This is a genomic window from Nannocystis exedens (assembly GCF_002343915.1).
Lineage (GTDB): Bacteria > Myxococcota_A > Polyangia > Nannocystales > Nannocystaceae > Nannocystis > Nannocystis exedens.
The window spans coordinates 7,796,530-7,817,729 of sequence record NZ_NETK01000001.1 but is presented as its reverse complement, the minus strand read 5'-3'; the positions used below and the strand labels follow the sequence as shown (position 1 = coordinate 7,817,729).

16 protein-coding genes are annotated in these 21,200 nt (G+C 71.3%); 6 read left to right on the top strand and 10 right to left on the bottom strand.

What is annotated here, in order from left to right; translation table 11 throughout:
- Positions 1 to 218 precede the first annotated feature (218 nt).
- A complete protein-coding gene (locus tag NAEX_RS30795) occupies positions 219 to 2,432 on the top strand; it encodes a flagellar biosynthesis protein P (protein WP_096331053.1) in 2,214 nt (737 codons plus the stop codon).
- Between the two features lie 299 nt (positions 2,433 to 2,731).
- Here the strand turns inward: NAEX_RS30795 and NAEX_RS30785 are convergent, their stop codons facing one another.
- From NAEX_RS30785 to NAEX_RS30775, 3 genes are all read right to left on the bottom strand, one after another.
- Positions 2,732 to 3,358: an SMI1/KNR4 family protein gene (locus NAEX_RS30785; RefSeq protein ID WP_143141375.1), complete on the bottom strand. Its 627-nt coding sequence runs from the start codon at positions 3,356 to 3,358 to the stop codon at positions 2,732 to 2,734.
- 17 nt (positions 3,359 to 3,375) lie between these two features.
- A complete protein-coding gene (locus tag NAEX_RS30780; RefSeq protein WP_096331050.1) occupies positions 3,376 to 4,059 on the bottom strand; it encodes a hypothetical protein in 684 nt (227 codons plus the stop codon).
- Positions 4,060 to 4,203: 144 nt separating this feature from the next.
- The gene (locus tag NAEX_RS30775) at positions 4,204 to 4,818 is read right to left on the bottom strand and encodes a hypothetical protein (RefSeq protein WP_096331049.1); all 615 of its coding nucleotides are present in this window, start codon (positions 4,816 to 4,818) and stop codon (positions 4,204 to 4,206) included.
- Between the two features lie 108 nt (positions 4,819 to 4,926).
- Here NAEX_RS30775 and NAEX_RS30770 point away from each other — a divergent pair, with 108 nt between their 5' ends.
- Positions 4,927 to 6,168: an ISL3 family transposase gene (locus NAEX_RS30770; RefSeq protein WP_096326213.1), complete on the top strand. Its 1,242-nt coding sequence runs from the start codon at positions 4,927 to 4,929 to the stop codon at positions 6,166 to 6,168.
- A gap of 260 nt (positions 6,169 to 6,428) precedes the next feature.
- On the opposite strand, the gene NAEX_RS30765 is transcribed toward NAEX_RS30770, so the two are convergent.
- Both NAEX_RS30765 and NAEX_RS30760 read right to left on the bottom strand, forming a co-directional pair.
- Entirely contained in the window at positions 6,429 to 7,463 is a 1,035-nt protein-coding gene (locus NAEX_RS30765) for a DUF4384 domain-containing protein (RefSeq protein ID WP_096331048.1), read from the bottom strand.
- A 38-nt stretch (positions 7,464 to 7,501) separates the two neighbouring features.
- Entirely contained in the window at positions 7,502 to 8,572 is a 1,071-nt protein-coding gene (locus NAEX_RS30760) for a caspase family protein (protein ID WP_100793536.1), read from the bottom strand.
- On the opposite strand from NAEX_RS30760, the gene NAEX_RS30755 reads away from it, so the two are divergent.
- From NAEX_RS30755 to NAEX_RS50930, 3 genes are all read left to right on the top strand, one after another.
- Entirely contained in the window at positions 8,463 to 9,464 is a 1,002-nt protein-coding gene (locus tag NAEX_RS30755) for an ABC transporter ATP-binding protein (RefSeq protein ID WP_338042566.1), read from the top strand. The genes NAEX_RS30760 and NAEX_RS30755 overlap by 110 nt on opposite strands.
- Positions 9,461 to 10,675: an ABC transporter permease gene (locus NAEX_RS30750; protein WP_096331046.1), complete on the top strand. Its 1,215-nt coding sequence runs from the start codon at positions 9,461 to 9,463 to the stop codon at positions 10,673 to 10,675. The genes NAEX_RS30755 and NAEX_RS30750 overlap by 4 nt, the downstream gene beginning before the upstream one ends.
- 596 nt (positions 10,676 to 11,271) lie before the next feature.
- Entirely contained in the window at positions 11,272 to 12,429 is a 1,158-nt protein-coding gene (locus NAEX_RS50930; RefSeq protein WP_170135312.1) for an ADYC domain-containing protein, read from the top strand.
- A 98-nt stretch (positions 12,430 to 12,527) separates the two neighbouring features.
- Here the strand turns inward: NAEX_RS50930 and NAEX_RS30740 are convergent, their stop codons facing one another.
- The 3 genes from NAEX_RS30740 to NAEX_RS30730 form a co-directional block, all read right to left on the bottom strand.
- Complete coding sequence (locus NAEX_RS30740) at positions 12,528 to 13,526, bottom strand: AraC family transcriptional regulator (RefSeq protein WP_096331044.1); 999 nt, start codon at positions 13,524 to 13,526, stop codon at positions 12,528 to 12,530.
- Positions 13,527 to 13,532: 6 nt separating this feature from the next.
- On the bottom strand, positions 13,533 to 14,417 hold the full coding sequence (locus NAEX_RS30735; protein ID WP_096333783.1) for an oxidoreductase: 885 nt from the start codon (positions 14,415 to 14,417) through the stop codon (positions 13,533 to 13,535).
- A 439-nt stretch (positions 14,418 to 14,856) separates the two neighbouring features.
- The gene (locus NAEX_RS30730) at positions 14,857 to 15,558 is read right to left on the bottom strand and encodes a Coq4 family protein (RefSeq protein WP_096333782.1); all 702 of its coding nucleotides are present in this window, start codon (positions 15,556 to 15,558) and stop codon (positions 14,857 to 14,859) included.
- Between the two features lie 61 nt (positions 15,559 to 15,619).
- Between NAEX_RS30730 and NAEX_RS30725 the strand changes: the two genes are divergently transcribed.
- On the top strand, positions 15,620 to 16,198 hold the full coding sequence (locus NAEX_RS30725) for a TetR/AcrR family transcriptional regulator (protein WP_170136125.1): 579 nt from the start codon (positions 15,620 to 15,622) through the stop codon (positions 16,196 to 16,198).
- Between the two features lie 205 nt (positions 16,199 to 16,403).
- Here NAEX_RS30725 and NAEX_RS30720 read toward each other — a convergent pair whose 3' ends face one another.
- Both NAEX_RS30720 and NAEX_RS30715 read right to left on the bottom strand, forming a co-directional pair.
- Positions 16,404 to 18,245: a hypothetical protein gene (locus tag NAEX_RS30720; protein WP_096331042.1), complete on the bottom strand. Its 1,842-nt coding sequence runs from the start codon at positions 18,243 to 18,245 to the stop codon at positions 16,404 to 16,406.
- Positions 18,246 to 18,252: 7 nt separating this feature from the next.
- Positions 18,253 to 21,153 (bottom strand): hypothetical protein, encoded by a 2,901-nt coding sequence (locus NAEX_RS30715; RefSeq protein WP_096331041.1) that lies wholly within the window; start codon positions 21,151 to 21,153, stop codon positions 18,253 to 18,255.
- Positions 21,154 to 21,200 lie beyond the last annotated feature (47 nt).

Genomic DNA, 21,200 nt, shown 5'->3' with positions numbered 1-21,200 from the left:
GGTCCGGGCCCGCCCGTATGGCTACGACCCTCGATTTCCGTGCGCCGAAAGGACCGCCCCGGTCGCTCTCCGAGCCGCGCGCTCACGCCCGTGCCCGCTGGACAGCGCCCGAGGGTCCTGTTCTCCTGAGGGCTGACTGGCTCGATGGAGTTGGAGACTCGCCGATGCGACCTGCCCGTACGCTTTCTGCTCCGCGGACATCCGACCTCTGCTTTGCCGTGCTCGCGGCCGGACTGACCCTCTTCGGGGCGTCGGCCCCTGCCGCCGCGGCCTGCGTCGACGAGGCCACCTGCGCGGTGAAGAAGCCGCTCTTGTTGTTCGTGCTCGACTACTCGACCTCGATGAACGAGTCGTTCGTCGACAACCAGACCCGCTGGGAGGCCGCCGTCGTCGGCGTCCTCGACGCCCTCGAGGCCGACGAGGGCCTGCTGGCAGACCAGCTGCAGATCGCGCTGCTGCGCTTCGGCCACGACCCCGACCCCGACGTCCCGGGCACGCCGATCGCCGGCGACGCCTCCGGCCTGGTCGACGGCCAGCGCCTCGACGTCGGCTTTTACGACCCGCTCGCGCCCGACATGGCCTACTTGCAGTGCAACGGCGACGCGCTGAAGACGGCGCTGATCGCCGCCGACTGGCCCCTGGGCGGCCAGCCCGACGGCATCGAGTCGTGGACCGGCGGCGCGCTGGCGCGAGCCAAGGCCTACCTGCAACAGACCGCCGCCGACCACCCGCTCGACCTCGACCCGCGCGACGCGGCGATCGTGCTCATCACCGACGGCCCGTGGACCGATCCATCCGGCACGACGCAGCTCGCCCCGCCGACCGCCGACCCCGCCCTCGTCGCCGCCGACCTTTTTAATGATATGTCCGTTCGGACATACGTGGTCGCGCTCGGCGAGGCGGCCGGCGAGCCGTGGGCCGACGCGATCGGCATGGCGGGCGGCACCGGCCCGGCGCGCAGCGGCCTCTACGCGAAAGGCCTGCAGAACGCGCTCGCGGGGGTCGTCCACGACTTCTCGGCCGACGTGCGGCTGCCGTCGTGCAGCCCGACGATGGCGCGCGCGATGTTCCTCCTCGACGCCTCGTCGTCGATGCTCAACATCAACGGCGGCACCCTGCCCGGACCCATGGGCATGACCGCGTGGGACCAGGTGCGCGACGTCCTGGCCGGGCCTCCCGTGCCGCTCCTCCAGCGACCCGTCCTCGCCAGCACGCGCGAGCACTTCAGCCTGTTCGGCCTGGCCGTGTTCGGCCACCACGAGCCCGCGCCCGGCGAGCAGAAGCTGCTCGTCGACTACGGGCTGTGCCACCAGCCCCACTTCGCGTGGGCCCTCGATCCCGACACCTCGTGCGAGCCGCCCGGATGCGTCGATCCGTGGGGCGGTCCTCCCCTCACCTGGACCTTCAAGACCGGCGATCAGGCCGACCCGCCGTTCACCGAGCCGGTCGTCAGCCACATGCCGCGCTGCGACCTGCACCCGAACAATCCCCAGGCCTGCACCGGCTCCGGCACCCATCTGCACCTCGGTTTGCAGCTCGTGCACGACAACCTCGCCGCCTACAAGACCGCCTGTCTGGCCGACGGCGCGGCCATGCCGTGCACCGACGCGACCCCGTTCGTCAACGTCCTCGTCGTCGACGGCGCCTACAACTCGAGCGACGCCGAGGTCCAGGCCCCGCTCGCGGCGATGCACGCCGCCGGCGTCACCACCCGCGTGATCGGCTTCGGCGACCTCGTCAGCCCGCCGCAGGTCCAGAACCAGCTCGCGGCGATGGCGAGCTGGGGCTCGGGCGGCGTCCACCCGCCGATCCACGCCAAGAACCAGATGCAGCTCGAGCTCGCGCTGGCCGCGATCGCCGACCCACTCCCCGCCGACCCGTGCTGCGACACCCGCGTGTGCGCCCCGCAGAGCCGCTGCGGCGACGGCATCGTCGACGCGGACGAGGAGTGCGACGACGGCAACGGCTTCACCGGCGACGGCTGCAAGCCCAACTGCTACCTCGAGCCGCCCGACGAGACGACGACCGGCGGCGAGACGACCGGCGACGACACCTCGTCCACAAGCGACGCGACCACCGACGCGACCTCGACCGGGACGACGACCTCGACCTCCACGACCGACGCGATCACCGGCACCACCTCGTCGACCTCGCTCGACCCGACCGGCACGACCTCGACCTCGCTCGACCCGACCGGCACCGCGACGTCGTCGGCGACCCTCGTGCCGACCACCGGCGATTCGCCGACCACCCACGGCCCGATCGAGACCTCCGACGCCAGCGCCGGCAGCAGCACCGGCACCACCGATCCCGCGAGCACGGGCGGCTCCGTCGACGCCGATGGTTGCGCCTGCAACAGCGACCCCGACCGCAGCCTCACTCCGGCCCTGCTCGCGCTCGCCAGCCTCGCTCGCCGGCGCCGTCGTCGCTGATCGAGGCGCGCATGTCGTCACGCCCGCCACGGCGCGTCCTTCCCGAGGTCGAAGAACATGCCGCGCTGGGGCCGTGGTTCGACCCGCCCCAACCCGTTCCCGGGCGTACGAGGCTGGAGACGCGGATCGCTAGGAACGGCAGACGCCTCCGCGACCGCCGTAACGACGCCGACTACGAAACGAGCGCGGATGTCACCAGGCAGCTCACGGAGAGCATGCAACTCGCACGGTCGCGCCTTGACGATCTCGCCGAGCTCAGGGGCCTGTCGCGCCCGCAGCAGCTCCACCATGAGCCCGAGCTACGCCCCCGCCACGAACGCGTCGATCTGCGCGCGCAGCCACGCCCCGAAGTCCGGGAACTCGTGAGCCTCCGCCGACACGCGGGCGCCGCCCTCGCGCTTGCGGGCGAACAGCGGCTCCTCCGGGTGATGGCAGCACACGGGGTACTCGGGCCCGGGCGCGCTGGTGTCGAAGCACCACTGCCCGCCGCCGCCCGCGTCGGCGAAGGCGACCAGATGATCGGTGGTGATCGCGTGCTCGCTGCCGTCGTCGTCGACCCACCGCACGTCCGGGCCGACGCGCACGTGCTCACGCGTGTGCGCGGCCGCCTCGCGCGGGGTGTACACGCACAGATCGACCACCTCGCCGGCCGCGTCGAGCACCCGCAGCGAGCCGAACGCCGCCATGAACGCGCGCCAGCTCGGCGGCGGCACGAACTCGACCTCCGGCCGCAGCGCCGCCGCCAGTTCGTCGAGCGCGGCCGGCGGCGCGGCGCCGTAGACGGCCCCGAGGTCGCGCTCGGCCGCCGCGGCGATCAGCCCGTAGACGAGCGCGTCGAGGCTGTCGGCGCCGCCCTTCCCCTTCAAACCTGTCTTCCGCGCCATGTCCTTGACGCCCTTTCCCTTCGGACCTGTCCTGTCCGCCATGTTCTTCTCGGGCTCACTCAGAAGATGAGCCGCACTCCGGCCCCGCCGGCCCACTGCAGGCGCCCCTTGCCGACGGCGATGCTGTCGAGCTTGCGCTTCGACTTGACCGCCTGGACCAGCAGGCCGACGCCGACGCCGGCCATCATGACGCCGAGGAGGCCGACCCAGTAGCCGCCGGCGATCAGCCCGCCCTTCGGCTTCTCCACGTCCATCTGCGTCATGTTCTCCGCCTGCGCGTCGTCGTACGCCTCCTTGCGCTGGACGTGGATCACGAACATCGCCGCGCTGCCGCCGATCGCCCCGAGCCCGAACGTCAGCACCCCCGCGCCGTACCCGACCTGCCGCTTGTAGGCGCTGGCGATCCGCGCCCGCCGGCGGCCGAGCTCGTCGATGCGCTGATCGACCACGAGCTGCTCGTCGGGCGAAGCGTGCGGGCGGAACGCCTGGTACTCGCTGACGGCCGTCCCGAGCTTGCCCTGCGCCTCCGCCAGCACGGCGAGGTTGTAGTGCATCGGCCGCCAGTTCGGCGCGTAGAAGGCGACGCGGCGGAACTCCTCCTCGGCGTCGACGTAGTTCCCCTTATTAAAATGGTCGACGGCCTTGAGCGCGTGCTTCTGCGCCTGGTCGTTCAGCGCCTCCGAGGTCTCCGCGGTCGAGGGCCCCGGCCCCTCCTGCTCGGCGGCGCGAACGGTCGCCGGCATCGCCAGCGACGCCGCGCCCGCGCCCGCGACCAGCGCGCGAGCGAAACGTCGACATAAGACCTGCGCTCGCGCCCAGGAGGCGCACAGGACCGTCTGCGAGTCAGCTTCCCTGAACATCATGTCCTGCGAGGCATGTCCTGAGGGTCAGAAGCGCAGCGTGACCCCAGCCCCGCCGTTCCACTTGAGGCGAGTTTTCCCGAGGTTGATGCCGTCGAGCTGCCGCTTCGACTTGATCGCGTTGCGCAGCGGGATGATCGAGTAAGTCGTCAGCAACAAGCCGATGATCACGACGTAGATGCCGCCGTACAGCAAATACTTCCCACGGTTCTCGAACTTGTCCGCATCGGCACGGAGCACGTGCGCCTGTTCCTGGTAGTAATTGTAGCAGGACGTGTCCTCTACACAGCCTGGGGCATTCCCCATGGCAGCGACTTGTTCCGCCGCCGCGTCCCACTCCTTGGCCTTCTCTGTCTGTCGCGGCCCGAGGATGAACATCGCGACCGCCCCGCCGATCGCACCCACTCCGAGCGTCATCGACGTCGCGCTGAGCGCGATCTGCCGCTTGTACGCCCCCGAGATCTTCATCTTCCGCCGCCCGAGCTCATCGAGCCGCTGATCGACGATCAGTTGCTCGTCGGGCGACCCGTGCGGACGGAACTCCTTGTACTCGCTGACGGCGGTCCCGAGCTTCCCCTGCGCCTCCGCGAGCACCGCCAGATTGAAATGCAGCGGCCGCCAGTTCGGCGCGAAGAAGGCCACCCGGCGCCACTCCTCCTCCGAGTCGACGAACGCCCCATTATTAAGGCTCTTCAGGGTTGAGGGTGGCGTAGGTTGCGCGCGAAATCGCGCCGTGATATCGTGCGCGAAATGGCAGAGACCGAACTCTACGCCCGAATTCTCGGTATCGAGGCTCCCTGGAGAGTTGCTGCGGTGAAGCTGCAGCTCGGGCAGGGGCAGATCGTCATCGAGGTCGAGCACGACCCCGATGTGCCGACGACGTGCCCGGAGTGTGGCCAGGCTGTTCCCCGTCACGATACGCGGACTCGCCGATGGCGGCACCTCGATACGTGTCAGTATCGGACGATCATCGAAGCCGGCGTACCGCGGACGTCGTGCCCGAAGCACGGTACGCTCACGATGCGCGTCTCGTGGGCGGACGGTAGCGCTCGGCTCACCGCGCTGTTCGAGGCGCTGGTGATCGACTGGCTCCGCGATGCGCCGATTGCAGTGGTCGCGGAGCGCCTCGGGCTCTCGTGGGATCAGGTCGCCGGCGTCCAGGAGCGTGCAGTACAACGCGGACTCGAGCGCCGCGAGGTCGCGCTGCCGGAGATGCTCGCCGTCGACGAGACCTCCTTCCAGCGGCGCCACGAGTACGTCACGATCGTGCATGACCCGAAGTCCGCCAGCAAGCGGGTCATCCACGTCGCCGACGGACGCGGCAAGGGGGCCCTCAAGAGCTTCCTGAGCGGCTTTTCGCGCCCAGAGAGGGCTGCGGTCTCCGTGGTCGTCATGGACATGCACGAGCCCTACATTCAAGCTGTCCGCGAGGCCATCCCCGATGGCGACGCGAAGATCGCCTTCGACAAGTACCACGTCGCCGCGCGCCTCGGTCAAGCCGTCGACCACGTGCGACGCGAGGAACACCGCGCTCTCCACGGCCTCGGCGACAACCGGCTCAAGGGCACCAAGTACCTCTGGCTGCGCAACCCCGAACGGATGAGCAAGGAGGTCTGGGACGACTTCGAGGCGCTGCGGACGAGCTCGCTGCGGACGGCCCGCGCGTGGGCGCTCAAGGAGGCGGCGATGGAGGTCTGGGAGCACACCTCGCCGAGCAACATGCGGGACCAATGGGGCATGTGGTACGATTGGGCTATCCGCTCTCGCCTGGAGCCGATGAAGGCCGCCGCGCGCATGGTCAAAAATCACCTCGGCGGCATCATCCATGCAGCCACCGAACGGATCACCAACGCCTCTGCCGAGGGCCTTAACTCGGTCATCCAGAAGCTCAAGTACGTCGCCCGCGGCTTCCGTAACCGCGACCGCTTCCGAGCTGCGATCTACTTCCACCTCGGCGGCCTCGACCTCTATCCTGCCGGGATCACGCGCTGAGTCAGCGGTATCCACCACAAACCCTGAAGAGCCATTATTAAAATGTTCGATCGCCTTCACCGCGTGCTTTTGGGCCTGCGGGCTGAGCTCCTCCGACGTCTCGGCCGTCGACGGCTCCGGCCCTTCCGGCTCGGTCGCGCCGGCCACCGACGGCGTCGCCAGAGAGGCCGCGCACACCACTGCCACCGCGGCGCGGCCGACCTTGCGCCCTGTCTCGTCAATCCTGGAATGCATGTCCTTGAGCCTCTGCAGCAGCAGCATCACTCGCCATCCTTCGGCACGATCTCGTACGACTTCGTCACCCGCGACCAGCGGGAGATCGGCACCTGGGACAGCGCCTTCTCGAGCTTTTCGGCGTAGGCCAGGCCTTCGCCGGCGCCCATCGCCGCCGGCTTGAAGCGGTCGAAGTCTTCGCGGTGGGTGAACGCGTAGACCACCAGCGTCTCGAGGGCTGCCGTCTCGGGATCGCGGAGATGGGCCGCCATTTTCTTCTCGTCGGGGCTCGGCAGCACCAGGTTGCTCTTGCCCTTGACCGTCGGCAGCGGCACCGCGTCGTTCGGGTAGAGCACGTCACCGACACCCGACTCCTCGAGCACGATCGCTATCAAATACGCCGTCTCGTTGGTGGAGAACTCGAAGTATACCCGCTCGCCGTCGACCAGCTTCTCGGGCATCTTGACCCAGAGATCGAGCTGCTTCTGCTGAGCGACGCGGTCGTAGCTGAACGCGTAGGCCTGGGGGTCGCCCCACTCCATGCTGTCGAGCGCCTCAGTGGCCGCCTCGCGCCCGCCCTCGACGCCGAGCCCTGCCTTGCCCGCGCGGCCCTTCGCGGCGCCTTCGGCCGAGCGGACCAGCTTGCGGAAGCCCGAGCCGACGCGGACCGACTTGACGATCACCTCGCCGCACGGCCCCTCGGTGTCGGCGGTCAGCGTCTTGACGTTCTGGATCTGGTACTCCGCCTCGACCGAGCGGCCGTAGCGGGCCTCGAGCTTGAGCATGTCCTTGTAGCCGCCGGCGAACGCCGTCAGGTCGCCGAGGCCGACGCGGTACTTCTTCTTGTAGCTCGACGACGACTCCTTGACGCGCACCTCGCAGCCGGGCGCGCGCTCGTCGGCGATCGTCCACGCCCCGGCCGACGTCACCCGCACCTGACGGCCGAGCAGGCCCTCGGCGTCGCCGGTCGGCTCGAGCAGGAAGTGGGTGTCGGACGAGAACCCGCCGATCTTCTCCGCCACCTCGCCGTCGGCCTTCGGCGCGGCGAGGAAGCCCTGCTTCGTGCATGCCCCGAGGGACATGCCCCAAAATACAGCCAGTGTCAGCAGCGCGGCGCGGCTCATCGCGAGTACCCCCAGGAGACGATGAACTCGTCGGCGGTGCTGAGCTTCTTGCCCAGCGAAAGGTGCGGCGTCTGCTCGCGGTTGGCCTTCTTGGCCTCGCGCTTGACGCGGGGGCCGACCCACTCGGCCAGCTCCTTGAGCGAGATCTGGCCGTCGCCGTTGATGTCGCCCTGCCCGCTGCCGAGCGCCTCGATCAGGTACTTCGAAAACAGCCCGCCGGAGCCGTCGGCGGCGGGGCCGGAGATCTCCGCGCCCGACGAGGCCGACAGCATCGCCACGCGGGTCTGCGGCTTGACCTCCTCGACGCGCACCAGCGGACGTGTCCCTGGGGCCAGGACCGAACGGCCACCCGCGCCGGAGAAGCACGAGTCGGCCATCGCCAGCACGTCCTTCGCCTTCGTCTTCTCGAGGTCGCCGAGCACCTCGGTCATCGGGATCGCCGTCTCCTTCAAGTACTGCGGGTCGCCGTCGAACGGCACGATGTAGCTGACCCCGGAGGTCGGCTCGGGCGCGCCGTGGCCGCTGAAGTAGAAGTATACCCGGCCGCCGCTCGGCACGTTGGCCTGCAGCCAGCGCAGCTGCTTGGCGATGTCGGTGCGGCTGGCGCGGTCGTCGAGCAGCAGCTTGATGTTGTCCTCCGGCACGCCGAGGGTGACCCGGGCCAGCTCGGCGAACTTCTCCGCGTCCGAGCGGGCGCCGCCGGCCGGTGTCACGTCGCGGTACTTCTCGATGCCGACGATCAGCGCGTACGCCGTCGGCTGGGGCGACGCCGACACCAGCCCGCCGGCGCTCGCCTTGCCGCCGCCGCCGCCGCTGTTGCGCGGGCCCGGCTCGTCGGCGGCCGCACGCCAGTCGGAATTGGCCGGCGCGCGGTCGTCGCGAACGTCGTTGTCGGCGATCCGCGTCTCGCTGCCGCCGGAGCCCATCGAGCCGGCGTCGACGCGCAGCTCGGCGGGGATGATGAGCGGGGGGAGCTCGTCGATCGGGGTGGCGGTGGCGATCTGCTGTTGTTTGCAGGCCGGCGTCAGAAGCAGCGCGGCGAGGGGTAAAACGATGCGACGCGACACGGGGAGTATCCATATCCGCGTGCCGCTGCTACAGTCAACGAGCCCCCGGATGATCGAAGTCGTCGATCTCACCAAGTCTTTCCCGATCTCGCGCCAGCAACGGCGCGAGCTGGCTGCAGCGGGGGCTCCGGCTCCCGGCCATGCGCCCGCCTCCGTTCCTGGAGCCGCAGGCGCGTCGAGCCTCCAGGCGGTCGCCGGCGCCAGCTTTCGTTGCTCGCCGGGACGCGTATTCGCGCTCCTGGGGCCCAACGGCGCCGGCAAGACCACCGTGTTGCGCATGATCGCCACCCTGCTCCGCCCCGACGGCGGGCGGATCTCGATCGCGGGCGTCGACGCCCTCGCCGACCCGGTCGCGGCCCGGCGCAAGCTCGGCTTCCTCACCGGCTCGACCAAGCTTTACGAGCGCCTGACCGCCGAGGAGAACGTGCGCTACGCCGCCGACCTGCACGGCGTCGGGGCGGGCGACTACAAGCGCCGGCGCGACGCCCTGTTCGCCGCGCTCGGCATCGACGCCTACGCCGGCCGGCGCGCGGGCCAGCTGTCGACCGGCATGAGGCAGAAGGTCGCGATCGCCCGCACCATCATCCACGACCCCGAGGTGGTGGTGTTCGACGAGGCGACCTCCGGGCTCGACGTCATCGCCGCGCGGGCGATCATCCAGCTCATCCAGGACTGCCGCGCCCAGGGCAAGACCGTCCTGTTCTCGACCCACATCATGAGCGAGGTGACGATGCTGGCCGACGACCTGGCGGTGTTCCACCGCGGCCGGGTGCTGGCGATGGGCGGCCTGGAGGAGGTCCTCGCCCGCGCCGTCGACGAGCGCGGCCAGCGACGCACGCTCGAGGACGAATTCGTGCGGCTGATCGACGCCGCCGAGGGGGTGCGGGCATGAGTTCGCCGGCGCTGGTGGTCTTTCGCAAGGAGCTGCGCGACACCCTCCGCGACCGCCGCACGCTGGTGGCGATGGTCGTCGTGCCGCTGCTGCTGTTCCCGCTGCTGATGGTCGGCATGGCCAAGTTCTCGCAGTCGCGGGCCGCCGAGGCGCGCGACAAGACGCTCGCGGTCGCCGTCGCCGACGCCGAGGCGGGCGCCGGCGGCCGCGGCTCGGGCCTGGCCGACTGGCTGCGCCAGGAGCCGGGTCTGGCGATCACCGAGGTCCAGGACGTCACCGCCCTGCCCGAGCAGGTGCGCACCGAGCAGCTCGACGCCGCGATCATCATCCCCGCCGGCTACGGCGCCGCCATGGCCGCGCACCAGCCGGCGCCGCTGCAGCTCTTGCACAAGTCGAGCGACGACTTCGACATCCCGCGCACCCGCCTCGAGCAGGCGCTCGGGCGCTTCGAGCAGAAGCTGCTCGACGAGCGCCTGCGCGGCCTCGGCATCGAGCCGCGCTCGATCGACCCGCTCGACGTCCAGCGCACCGACGTCGTCAGCTCGCGCGAGCTGTTCGGCAAGCTGCTCGGCGGCCTCTTGCCGTACATGTTCATCATCTTCTGCTTCACCGGCGGCATGTACCCGGCCATCGACCTGGCCGCCGGCGAGAAGGAGCGCGGCACGCTGGAGACCCTGCTGTCGTCGCCGGCCAGCCGCCTGCAGATCGCCCTCGGCAAGTTCGCCGTCGTCACCCTCACCGGCTTCACCTCGGCGCTGCTGGCCACCGTCGGCATGTACGTCAGCGTCCGGCAGGGCGTCGAGGGCATCCCGCCGGCGATCCTGTCGGCCATCCAGAGCGTCCTCGCGCCCGGCACGATCGCCCTGGTGCTCGCGCTGCTGCTGCCGCTCAGCGTGTTCTTCGCCGCCGCGCTGCTGATGCTGTCGCTCTACGCCCGCTCCTACAAGGAGGCGATGAGCGTCATCAGCCCGCTGATGATCGTCGTCGTCGTCCCCGCCGCGATCGCGCTGGCCCCCGGCGTGCGCCTCGGCCTCGTCACCGCGCTGGTGCCGGTCCTCAACGTCTCGCTGGCGACCCGCGAGATCATCGCCGGCACCGCCGAGCCGCTGCACCTGGCGCTGGTGTTCGCCTCGCTGCTGGTGCTCGCGGCCGGCGGCATGGCGGCGTGCGCCCGCTGGTTCTCCCGCGAGGACATCGTGTTCCGCTCGTGAACTCCGCGAGGGAGATCCCCGCGCCCGCATCGGCGGGGGAATCGTCGTTCTGAGGCCCGCGCGAACGGCATTTCACAGGCCCGAATGGGTCGGGCCGTGTATGCACATAGAAGCGCGAGAGCGAGGCGCGCCGCCGCGGCCGTCCGCTGCGGCCGCGACGATCGCGCGCCGCAAAGCGCGGCAGATCCGCAAACCTCCAGTGGTGAAAGGTGCGTCCTGGGGCGAAGAGGTCAGGGATGGCCCCCGCTGGGCCGACCATCGGCCGCGCAACAATGCGCATGAGGCCGTCGCGAATGATGCCTGTCGCCCCCCGAATGGTGATTCGACGAGACCCATCAATGCGCGAGAAATTGCGGACATCTGTCCGCCGGACAAATGCCCACTCATGCCATTTCCGCCGCTGGAGCAACCCTCGTTCGCATCACGCCAATGTTGCAGGCGTGCGGCTGCACGGCGACTCTATGCATATGTAAGACACGGCGCCCGGCGCCGACCGCGAAAACCATTTCCTCGCGTTCGCGCCGGCGTGGTAGGGTGGCTGAGTGAATGGGAGGGGCGTTATGACGGACTCGAATCGCGTAATCCTGGTGGCCTCGATGCTCTGTATCGGGCCGTCGTGTTATGAGGGCACCGACGGCGGCGCTGAGGCGGTGAGCGCGCGCGAGCTGGAGTACAACGCCCCGGTGCTGAACGGGCCGGTTTTGCAGGGCCCGGTCCTCAACGGCATCGTCCTCCAGGGCGTGATCCTCAACGGCCCGGTCCTCCAGGGCCCGGTCCTCCAGGGCCCCGTCCTCCAGGGCCCCGTCCTCCAGGGCCCCGTCCTCCAGGGTATCGTCCTCAACGGCCCCGTCCTCCAGGGCCCCGTCCTCCAGGGCCCCGTCCTCCAGGGCACCCTGTTCTCCGGCGTCATCGTCGACGACGGGCAGCAAATTCCCGTCAGCGGCACCGACTTCATCGGCTCCGAGTGGACCCTCCACGTCGGCACCCACATCGACGGCGTCGACCACTGGGAGGATTACGTCCTGCGCTTCAACAACATCTACCAGTCGGACGAGCAGGACGACGTGTACCTCTACGATATCGTCCACCGGCCGAAGAACGGCGGCCAGTGGAAGTCGCTGTGCGTCGACGAGAACAATCAGCCGGTGCCGGCCGTCCCGCTGCGCAACTACTGGAACCTCGAGACCGGCGATCGCGTCGACGACGAGAACGTCATCACCTTCGCCTGCAAGAACGCGGTGCTGGCCAAGTGTACCCTGTGGGGCTACCGCCCGTGGGCGAGCGCGACCCGCTGCAAGGACTACGAGAAGGGCAAGAAGTGCGGGTCGGTGTCGCTGGTCGATTACCACCAGGCGTGTACGCGCATGGCCCGCGCCGACTACTGCGGCAACGGCGAGCCGTGGACGGTCACCGGCAACGCGATCGACCTGTGGGACCACCTGACGCCGCAGATCGAGTCGCCGACCACCGATTGGTTCATCGAGGCCGAGTGGACCCCCGACGGCGCCTACTGCCTCAACGACATCCGCATGCAGTCGCTCAAGGAAGAGGGCCTCTACCCGACCTGCTTCCTCGACAAGAAGGGCGAGCCGAAGACGATCAAGGATTGCGGCTCGCTCAAGAACCACCGCGCCCTCATCACCAGCACCTTCAACAAGCACGAGAGGGACGACGACGACGACGACGACGACGACGATGACGACGACGACGATTGCGGCCACGGCCACGGCCACGGCCACGGCCACGACGATTGATCATACCCGCCGCGCCCGGCCGTCGCGCGGCGACGCCCGGGTGTCGTCATTCCGGAATCATCACAGGTGCCGACACTCGTCATTCACCGGCCAGGCGCTCACGACGCGCGCGCCTGGGCCCGGAAGCGCGTCGGCGTCGTCCCCGCCCAGTGTACGAACGCGCGCGTGAACGAGTTCAGCTCCTCGAAACCGAGCAGGAACGCGACCTGGCTGGCGTCGAGGTCGGTGCGCGTGAGCAGCCGCCGCGCCGCCTGGTCGCGCACCTCGTCGAGCAGCCGCTGGTAGCTGGTGCCGGCCTCCTCGAGCCGCCGCTGCAGCGTGCGCGGGCTGACCCGCAGGTCGCGGGCGACCTTGTCGACCGAGGGGCGCTCGCCGCACATCCGCCGGCACAGCGCCAGCCGCACGTCGTCCGCGAGCGTGCGCCGGCGGTCCTGCGCCGCCAGCTCGGCGTCGAGCCCCGGCAGCAGCAGCGCCAGCAGGTCGGCGTTGTGGGTGACGAACGGCTCGGCGAGCGCGGCCGCGGGCAGCACCAGCAGGTCGATCGGGGCGTCGAACTGGACGGGACAGCCGAAGTGCCGCGTCAGCAGCGCCGCGTCGGCGCGCCGGCGCGTCAGCTCGACCCGCAGCGGCGCGATCGGCTTGTGCGTGCCGCGGCGCAGCATCGCCAGCACCGACGCGAACGTGCCGTCGACGAGGAACCGCGGCGGGTCGCCCTCGGCCAGGAGCCAGTGGAACCGCACCCGCGCCTCGCCCTCGACCACGCGGACCGTCACCTCTTCGGGGCACACCAGCCGCTTGTACTTGCCGAGCTTGGCCAGCGCCTCGCCGACGCTCTCCGAGTGCAGCGCGGCCTGCGAGGCGATGTCGAACTTCTGCGGCAGCGCCTCGGCTCCGAGCCGCAGCCCGAGGTCGCGCGCGCCGGCGAGGTCCTCGATCGCCTGCCACAGCGCGAAGAACTCGGCCGTGGTGAGGCGCCCGCGCGGCGGCCCGAGCACGGCCGGGCTGACGCCGGCGCGCGCGAGGATCTGCGCGACGTCGAGGCCGAGCGCGCCCAGTCGCTCGAGCATCACGCCGGGGACGGGGACCAGGTCCGCCATCGGCCCTCATTGTCGCACGGCCAGCAACATCTTCGCCACCGGCGTGTCGGCGAAGTCGCCGAGCCCGTCGAAATCGGTCGAGGCGCCGAGCGCGGCCCACCGCTCGTCCTCGGCGGCCCGCTGCGTGGCGACGACTTTGGCCAGAAATTGCGCGTCGGTGCCGAGCAGCAGCCGCAGCGGCGGCTCGGGCAGCTCGGCGAGCTGCACGATGGCCCGCCCGCCCCTGGCCGGATCGCCGCGCGACGCGTCCTGACCCTGGCGCACGCGGTCGTGGAACAGGCCGACGGTGGGGCGATAGTCGTCGTGGATCGGGTCGCTGCGCATCGACGACCCGGCCCAGTCGGTGCGAAAGCCCCCCGGCTCGACGATGGTCACGCGGATCCCGAGCGGCCGCACCTCGGTGTGCAGCACTTCGGAGAAGCCCTCGACCGCCCACTTGGCCGATTGATACGACCCGAGTCCCGGGCTGCCCTTGCGCCCGCCGATCGACGACACCTGAACGATGTGACCCGACCGCTGCGCCCGCAGCACCGGCAGCGCCGCCCGGGTCACGTGGAACACGCCGAAGAAGTTGGTCTCGAACTGGGCCCGAAAGTCGGCCTCGCTCACGTCCTCGATCGAGCAGACGTTGGCGTAGCCGGCGTTGTTGACGACGACGTCGAGCCGCCCGAACGCCTCGACCGCCGCCGCCACCGCCCTGTGCGCCGCGGCCGGGTCGGTGACGTCGAGCGCGACCGCGCGCGCTCGCTCGGGGCACGGTTCGACCAGCGCGCGCAGCTGTTCGGGCTGCCGCGCGGTGGCGACGACGCGGTGCCCCGCCGCCAGCGCAGCCTTGACGATCTCGGACCCGAGCCCGCGCGAGCCCCCGGTGATGAGCCATACCTTGGACATCTCTTGAAACACTGCCTTTCGGAGCCGGCGTTCGGCTCACGAGCGGAGGATGGTCCCGGCGGCCCCTGCCCGCCAATCCGATCGCGCCAGTGTTCGCTCCGATCGCGCCAGCCGGCAAAAGCGGCGAATTACGCGGCGAAGCGGCGTTCTGCGGCCTGGCGCGCGTCGTCCCGGCCACGCCGACAGGTCCCGAAGGCCGTGTCGTGTCACTCGCCCGGCGACGAGGCCGCGCTGCTCCCCGCGGCATCGAGCGGACCGGGTACGAACACCACGCCGACGCTTTCCTCGCGGCGCGCTGCTGCCCGCGGCTTCGCGGAGACCTGTCCCAAGAACCAGCTCTCCCGCGCCGCCGCGCTCCCCGCCGCTTCGCGTCGACCTGTCCCGAAGACCATGTTCTTGCGCCGTCCCGCGATCGGTGCTCCGCCGCGCGCTCCGCCGTTCACCCCGGCGCGCACAGGTGCCCGGCGAGCACCGCGACCGGCTGCTCCCACAGCCGCTCGTAGGCCACGCTGAGCAGCTCCCGCGAGCGGCGGCCGCGACCGTAGGCCGCGCGCAGGCGGGCGAAGTAAGCGCCGAGCCCGCGGACGCCCTCGCGGCGGACGCGGAGCGCGGTCGAGAACACCAGCACCAGCGCGGCCGAAGGCAGGCCGAGGTTGCCGAGCACGAACGCCTGCAGCTCCATCTCGCCGAGCTCGTCGGTCGCGTAGCCGGTGATCACGTGGAACAGGTCGTGGGTCTCGCGGTAGCGCTTGCCGAGGTAGTCGAGGTCGTTCTCGACCGGGAAGGCGGTGACGAACGGCTGGAGGCCGTTGGCGCGGAAGTAGCGGACGAACTCGTGCCCGAGCGTGCCCTCGGGCAGGCGCGCGAGCGCCTCGAGGTCGAGCTCGCGCCCCTGCAGGCTCGGCCGCTCGCGCAAGAGCCGGCGCCCCGCCTCGCTGCTGCGCCAGGCCCGGACCAGCCCGCGGTACACGTCGCTGTCCATGCACACGTTGAGCAGCGGCCCGTAGATCGGGTGGCCGGCGTCGTCCTTGAGCACGTTCAGCGCCTGCAGGCCGAGGCGGATCCGCGTCGCCAGCGACGCCCCCTCCGGCACGCTCGGGCTCGCGGCGGGCTCCTGCGGGCGCGGGGACGGCTGCGGCATGGCTTTGGCGTAGCACAAGTGGACAGTGGTGTCCACTTACGGATCGGCTTACAGTCCGGCCGTGGCCGCCGACGCCCACGACGACTCCCCCCGCCGCCGCCGCGACGCCCAGGACAACCGCGAGCGCCTGATCGCCGCCGCCCGCGAGGTGTTCGCCGAGTCCGGCTTCGACGTCCCGCTCGACGCGATCGCCCGCCGGGCCGGTGTCGGCCGGGCCACGCTCTACCGCAACTTCCCCGACCGCTACGCCCTCGGCTCGGCGATCTTCGAGCACAACCTCGCCGCCCTCGAGGCGCTCGCCCGCGCCCACGCCGGCCGCCCCGACGCCTTCACGACCCTGCTGTCCGCCATCATCGAGCAGCAGATCGCCAGCCACGCGCTCGTGCCCGCGCTGATGACCGGGCCCACCGCCTCCGACCTCGAGGCGCTCCGCCGTCGCATGACCCGCCTGCTCGCCGCCCCGCTGCGCCAGGCCCAGGCGGCCGGGCAGATCCGCCACGACCTGGTCACCGCCGACGTCCTCGCCGTGATCGCCATGGTCTCCGCCGTGGTCATCCACGCCCCCTCGATCGCCGCCCGCCGCCGCCGCGCCACCCGGGCCCTCCAGCTCGTCCTCGACGGCCTGGTCCCGCGCACCTGAGGCGCGTCATTGTTCCTCGACCTGTCCGCCAGGACAGGCCGGAGCGTGACGCTCCATGCGGCCTGGCCGCCTGCCCGACCTCTCCCACGTCGCCTGGCGGTGCGCGAACCGGAGCGCCCCGCTGGCCTCGCGCGATCGATCGCCCGCTCGGCGGCCGTCCTCATCGGACATGCCTTTTTTAAAGACATGTCCTGAGAGACATGCATCAGCCCTTCTTGAGCCCGCGGTACTTGAAGCCGATCGTCAGCTCCTCGTCGAGCGCCAGCAATTTTTCGAAGTGGACCTCGCGGCCCTGGAGCGGCAGGCTGACCGGCACCGGCATCGCCCCGTCGCCGAGCGAACCGCCCGGGGCCGCCTGCACCTGCGCGCCCTCCATCACCTGGGGCGTGGCCGTCTGCACGTAGTTCATGTCCTCCGCCGGGATCGGGTTCGACAGGTAGCGGACCTTGCGGAGGTTGCCGTCGATCGACCAGCGCTTGAGCTTCGCGTCGTCGGGCGCGTACACCGTCCAGGCCACGTACGTGCAGGGCGCGTCGGCGCGGGGCAGCGTCGCGTTGAACTGCCCGCGGCCGTTGTCGGACGGCGGCGCCCCGTTCTCGACGTACACGATCTCCACCTCGAACGCCGCCAGCTCGCCGCCGGCCGCCTGCGAGCGGACCAGCGGGATCATCACCCGCTTGTCGGCCGCCAGCGCCGGCTGGACCGCGCGTCCGCCGACCGAGGCGCTCCACAGCTCGCCGCCCTTCGGCAGGGCCAGGCGCAGGAACTGGCGCCGGTTGTTGCGGATCCGGTACTTCACCGAAGTGAGGCGCCGGCCCTCGCGGGTCCACATCGTGCGCGCGCGGGTCTCGTCGAGCAGCGTCACCAGCACGTCGGCGTCGACGTGCTGCCACGCGCTCAGCGGGATGCTGACGTCGGTGCCGAGGTACTTGTAGCCGAGCAGCACCGGCTGCCCGGTGATGCCGAGGATCGCCGCCGGCAGCGCGCGCACGTCGACCGGCGTCGCGCCCTTGACGTCGCCGGCGTCGACCTCGAGGTTGCCGCGCGACTCGACGCCGACGAACCCGCGCGCGCGCTCGACCCCGACCGGCACCGGCACCGGCGCCGCGACGTCCTTGATGTCGCCGCGCACCACCTTCTCCATCTCGATGCGCAGCGCGTAGGCGCCCTTGGCCGCGTAGTTGAGCTGCACGCCCAGGTTGCCGTCGCCGTCGACCTTCCACTCGCGCACGCCGGCGCCGACCACGTCGAGCACCGTCATGTCTTTGGGCAGCTTCAGCGCCAGCTTGTCGACGCCGGTGAACAAAATCGTGTACTGCGCGGTCGTGGTCGCCCGCATCAGCCCCTCGCCGAGGCTGACCAGCGTGTACACCTCGCTCAGCACCCGGCTGGCCTGCTGCGCCGCTTTCGGCAGCTCGCGCTGCCACTTGACCTCGAGCGCCCCGGTCGACGGCAGCACCGCCTCGACCACCCGCTTGTCGCCGACCACCTTGTCCGACTGCAGCTTGGCCCCCGCGACCGTGAAGTCGAGGTCTTCGCGCGCCGGCACCGACAGCACCGCCGACGTCGCCCCCGCCGGCGACAGTTGGAACGACACCCCCGACGAGCCCTCCGCCGTCGTCACCGCCGCCGCGAACGTCACGTCGAGGTTGATCGCCCCGCGCTGCTGCGTCACCAGCACGTAGTGCCCGTCCTCGATGACCACCGCCGCCTCGGCGTTGCCGATCTTCGCCGACTCGAGCGCCACCGTCGCCGGCAAAAACGGCACCTTGGCGAAGCCCTTGGCGCGCAGCACCTCGACCCTGAACCGGGCCTTGAAGACAGCCGCGTACGGCTCGCCGTCCTTGAGCTGGACCTCGCCCTCGTAGCGGGCCGACGACAGCGCGTAGTCGAGCGGCGCCGTCGTCTCCTCGGCGCGGGTCTTCTCGTACAGCTTGAGGAACTCGTCGAGCTTCATCACCACCCGCTCGGGGTCGTCGGGCGCGGCCGCGGCGGTGACGGGCGACAGGGACAACAGGGTGACGAGGGTGATCGCTGCGCTGCGCATGACTGGTTCATTCCTTGGCGATGAGCGGCTCCTTGGCCGAGATCTCGACCGCGTACGCGGCCCCGGCGGGGAGCAGGAGTCTTTGATAACGGACGGCCTCGCCGACCGCGGGCACGACCACCGACAGCGCCGAAGCGTGGACCTCCGGCGTCGGCATGCCGGCCGTGACGGAGCTGTCCTTGGAGCCAGGCGCCTCGCGCCTCGGCTGCTCGGCCTTGAATTTGGTGTCGAGCGCTCGCTTCGCGCGACGAGCCGCGAGCCGACCGCCGATCCGCCGCCTGACAACCACGACCTCGGCCGCCGTCGCGGCCCGGGCCACCCGCGGCTCATCCGGCGGCGCAGGACTGACTGTCCCCGGCGTGGCCGCCACCTCGCGGCTCTTGGCGGCCGGCGGCGCCGCCCCGACTGTTTCAAGAAAGGCGCTGAGCGGCTCGCCGTCGACGACGTACAGCCCCTCGGCCGAGGTCGGGGCCGGGGGCGTCGGCTCCGGCGCGGTCTCCTGCGGCGTCGCGGCCTCGGCGCCTCCGCTCGCGTCCCTCCGCGGCTCGTCGGCGGCCAGACCGTCCACCACGATGGTGCCGCCCGCAACTCTTCCCGCCACGCCCCCGTCCGCCTCGCCCTCGTCGGCCGGTGCTTCGGTCGGCGACATGTCGACCACGGCCGTGAAGTCGCGGCTGGTCCCGCCGACCGGGATGTTGCGCGCCTGGTCCATCTCGACCTTGCGGACCTGCGCGGCGTCGTTGCGCGGCGCCCCGGCCTCGCCGCCGGCCGGCACCTTCGCCACCGGCTGGTTCGGCAGCCCTGCGCTGCCGCTCGGCGTCGTCATCGCCCCCGACAGCGCGTCGTCCTCGAAGTCGTAGACCGCGCTCGACTGGGCCTTGCCCTGCTTGCCCCGCCGCTTCCGCCGCCCCTCCGACGACTTGGTCTGGACCTGGCGATACTCCTCGACCAGCGCCGCGTTGGTCGACTTTTGCTCGACCGACTCGGTCTGCTCGAGCTGCGCCAGCTTGTCGCCGACGGCGATCGCCTGCTGATAGCTCGACGCCGACGCCGCGTAGTCGCCGCGCGCCCGCTCCTCCTCGGCCTTCTTCTTCAGCTCCGCCTGCGCCTGCACGTCCGCGTACGCGCGAGCCTTCGCCTGCTCGCGCACGCGACGTTGAAGGGACATGTCCTGAGAGACAGCCGTTTTCCCCGCCACCACGTCGAGGTTGCTCTGCAGCCGGGCGATGTTCTCGTTCCTGGCCCCCATCCCGCGCAGCGCGTCGAGCTTGTCCTGGGCCGCGCGGAAGTCGTTGCGCATCCACGCCTGGACCGCGTCCTGGAACATCATGTCGGCCTGGGCCGCCCCGACCTCGCCGACCCCGAGCCCGTACGTGATGCCCTCGCCGCGGGTGAACGCCGCCACCACGTCGCCGTCGCCGGCCCGCTTGCGCGAGCGGTAGCCGGGCGGGAGGTGCAGCGTCAGCCGCGACACCGCGATCGGGGCGTCGAGCGTCGGCAGCCGGAGCTCCCGCGTCTCGCGGCGCCGCCATGCGTTCGACTCGCCGAGCAGGATCACCTCGACCGGGAACGACAACAGCCCCGTGACCGTCTCGACCGAGCGCAACAGCGGCACGATCCAGCTGCCGTCCTTGGCCCGGGCCGGCGCCGCCGTCTGCCCGCCGACGCGCACCCCGATCACCTTGAATCCCGCGGGCGGCGTGACTCGCAGGTGCGCCGCCCGCTCGTTGCGGACCTCGTAGTGGGCCCGCACCAGCGCCCGGCCCTCGCGGCTGGTGGCGATCGTGTACGCCGCGACGTCGACCACCACCGGCGGCCCCTCGAGCGGCACGAAGCGGAGCAGGCTCAGGCTGCCCGACCCGGCCCCGCCCTGCTGCAGCAGCGCCGTCGTGGCTGTCCCTTCGACCAGGCCCTGGGCCCACCCCGGCAGCGCCGCCGAGGCCACGAAGCTCCAGCCCGGCGCCTCGGGCACCGCCTCGACCTCGCCGTCGCGCGCCAGCTGCAGCGCGACCTCGCTGTGGAACACGTCGACCGGCGCGATCTTCGGCAGGCTCACCCGCGACTCGGCCGCCTTGCCGATCGGCTGCGACCAGCGCAGCTCGAGCTCGACGCGGTCGCGCACCGGCGCCTGCAGCTCGACGCGCACGCGCTCGCCCTCGCGGGTGAACCCGCGGACGTTGGCGCCGACCACCTCGAGATCGGCGCCGAGCCCCGCCGTCTCGAGCGCGAGCGTCGACACCTCGCCCTGCCGCACCTCCCACACCGCGCGGGCCCGGCCGCGCAGCTCGGCGTCGCCCACGGTCAGCCCGATCGCCACCTTCGCCACCACCACCGGCGGGCGCTCGGCCGCCGGCGCCGGCGGGGTCACGAACGTCAGCTCGACGTCTCGCGCCCCGCTCCACTGTTTCTCGCGCACCGCCAGCGCCGCCGCGCCGTCGACCCGCAGCGCCGCCGCCAGCCCCGTCGGCGCCGTCGCGACGATCGTCCCGCGCACCGCCGGCATCAGCTTCAGCGCCACCGCCTCGCGCGTCGGGTCGCCGGGCACGAACGCCTCGACCGTCAGCTCGACGCTGCCCGCCACCTTGCCCGTCACCGTCGTCACGCCCTCGGCGTCGACCTTCAGCGTCGCCGGGGCCGCGCCCCAGCGCGCCGACACCACCCGCAGGCCCGGCGTCTCGGCGAACAGCTGGCCGCTGAACCAACCTGTCCCGAAGGACCGGATCGTCCAGCGCCCGCGGAGCTGCAGCCCGCCCTCGACTGGCTGAAAGGACAGCTCGCGCCGCTCGACCCAGGGCGCCGGCGCGGCGGCCTCGACCGGCGACCGCGTCCATTCACGGTAGCGCTCGCCGGCGATCTCCGCCGCCCCCGAGGCCGGGGCCACCAGTGCGAGCACGAGCGCGAGCAACACGACGCGGCGACGCTACCCGGGGCATCGGGGCCCGGCAACCGGCCGAA

Bases quoted from the DNA above. Each gene is read 5' to 3' on its own strand.
- NAEX_RS30785 (WP_143141375.1), bottom strand. From the start codon at position 3,358: ATGGCGGACAGGACAGGTCCGAAGGGAAAGGGCGTCAAGGACATGGCG.
- NAEX_RS30780 (WP_096331050.1), bottom strand. From the start codon at position 4,059: ATGCCGGCGACCGTTCGCGCCGCCGAGCAGGAGGGGCCGGGGCCCTCG.
- NAEX_RS30770 (WP_096326213.1), top strand. From the start codon at position 4,927: ATGGCAGAGACCGAACTCTACGCCCGAATTCTCGGTATCGAGGCTCCC.
- NAEX_RS30765 (WP_096331048.1), bottom strand. From the start codon at position 7,463: ATGTCCCTCGGGGCATGCACGAAGCAGGGCTTCCTCGCCGCGCCGAAG.
- NAEX_RS30755 (WP_338042566.1), top strand. From the start codon at position 8,463: ATGATGAGCGGGGGGAGCTCGTCGATCGGGGTGGCGGTGGCGATCTGC.
- NAEX_RS30750 (WP_096331046.1), top strand. From the start codon at position 9,461: ATGAGTTCGCCGGCGCTGGTGGTCTTTCGCAAGGAGCTGCGCGACACC.
- NAEX_RS50930 (WP_170135312.1), top strand. From the start codon at position 11,272: ATGCTCTGTATCGGGCCGTCGTGTTATGAGGGCACCGACGGCGGCGCT.
- NAEX_RS30740 (WP_096331044.1), bottom strand. From the start codon at position 13,526: ATGGCGGACCTGGTCCCCGTCCCCGGCGTGATGCTCGAGCGACTGGGC.
- NAEX_RS30735 (WP_096333783.1), bottom strand. From the start codon at position 14,417: ATGTCCAAGGTATGGCTCATCACCGGGGGCTCGCGCGGGCTCGGGTCC.
- NAEX_RS30730 (WP_096333782.1), bottom strand. From the start codon at position 15,558: ATGCCGCAGCCGTCCCCGCGCCCGCAGGAGCCCGCCGCGAGCCCGAGC.
- NAEX_RS30720 (WP_096331042.1), bottom strand. From the start codon at position 18,245: ATGCGCAGCGCAGCGATCACCCTCGTCACCCTGTTGTCCCTGTCGCCC.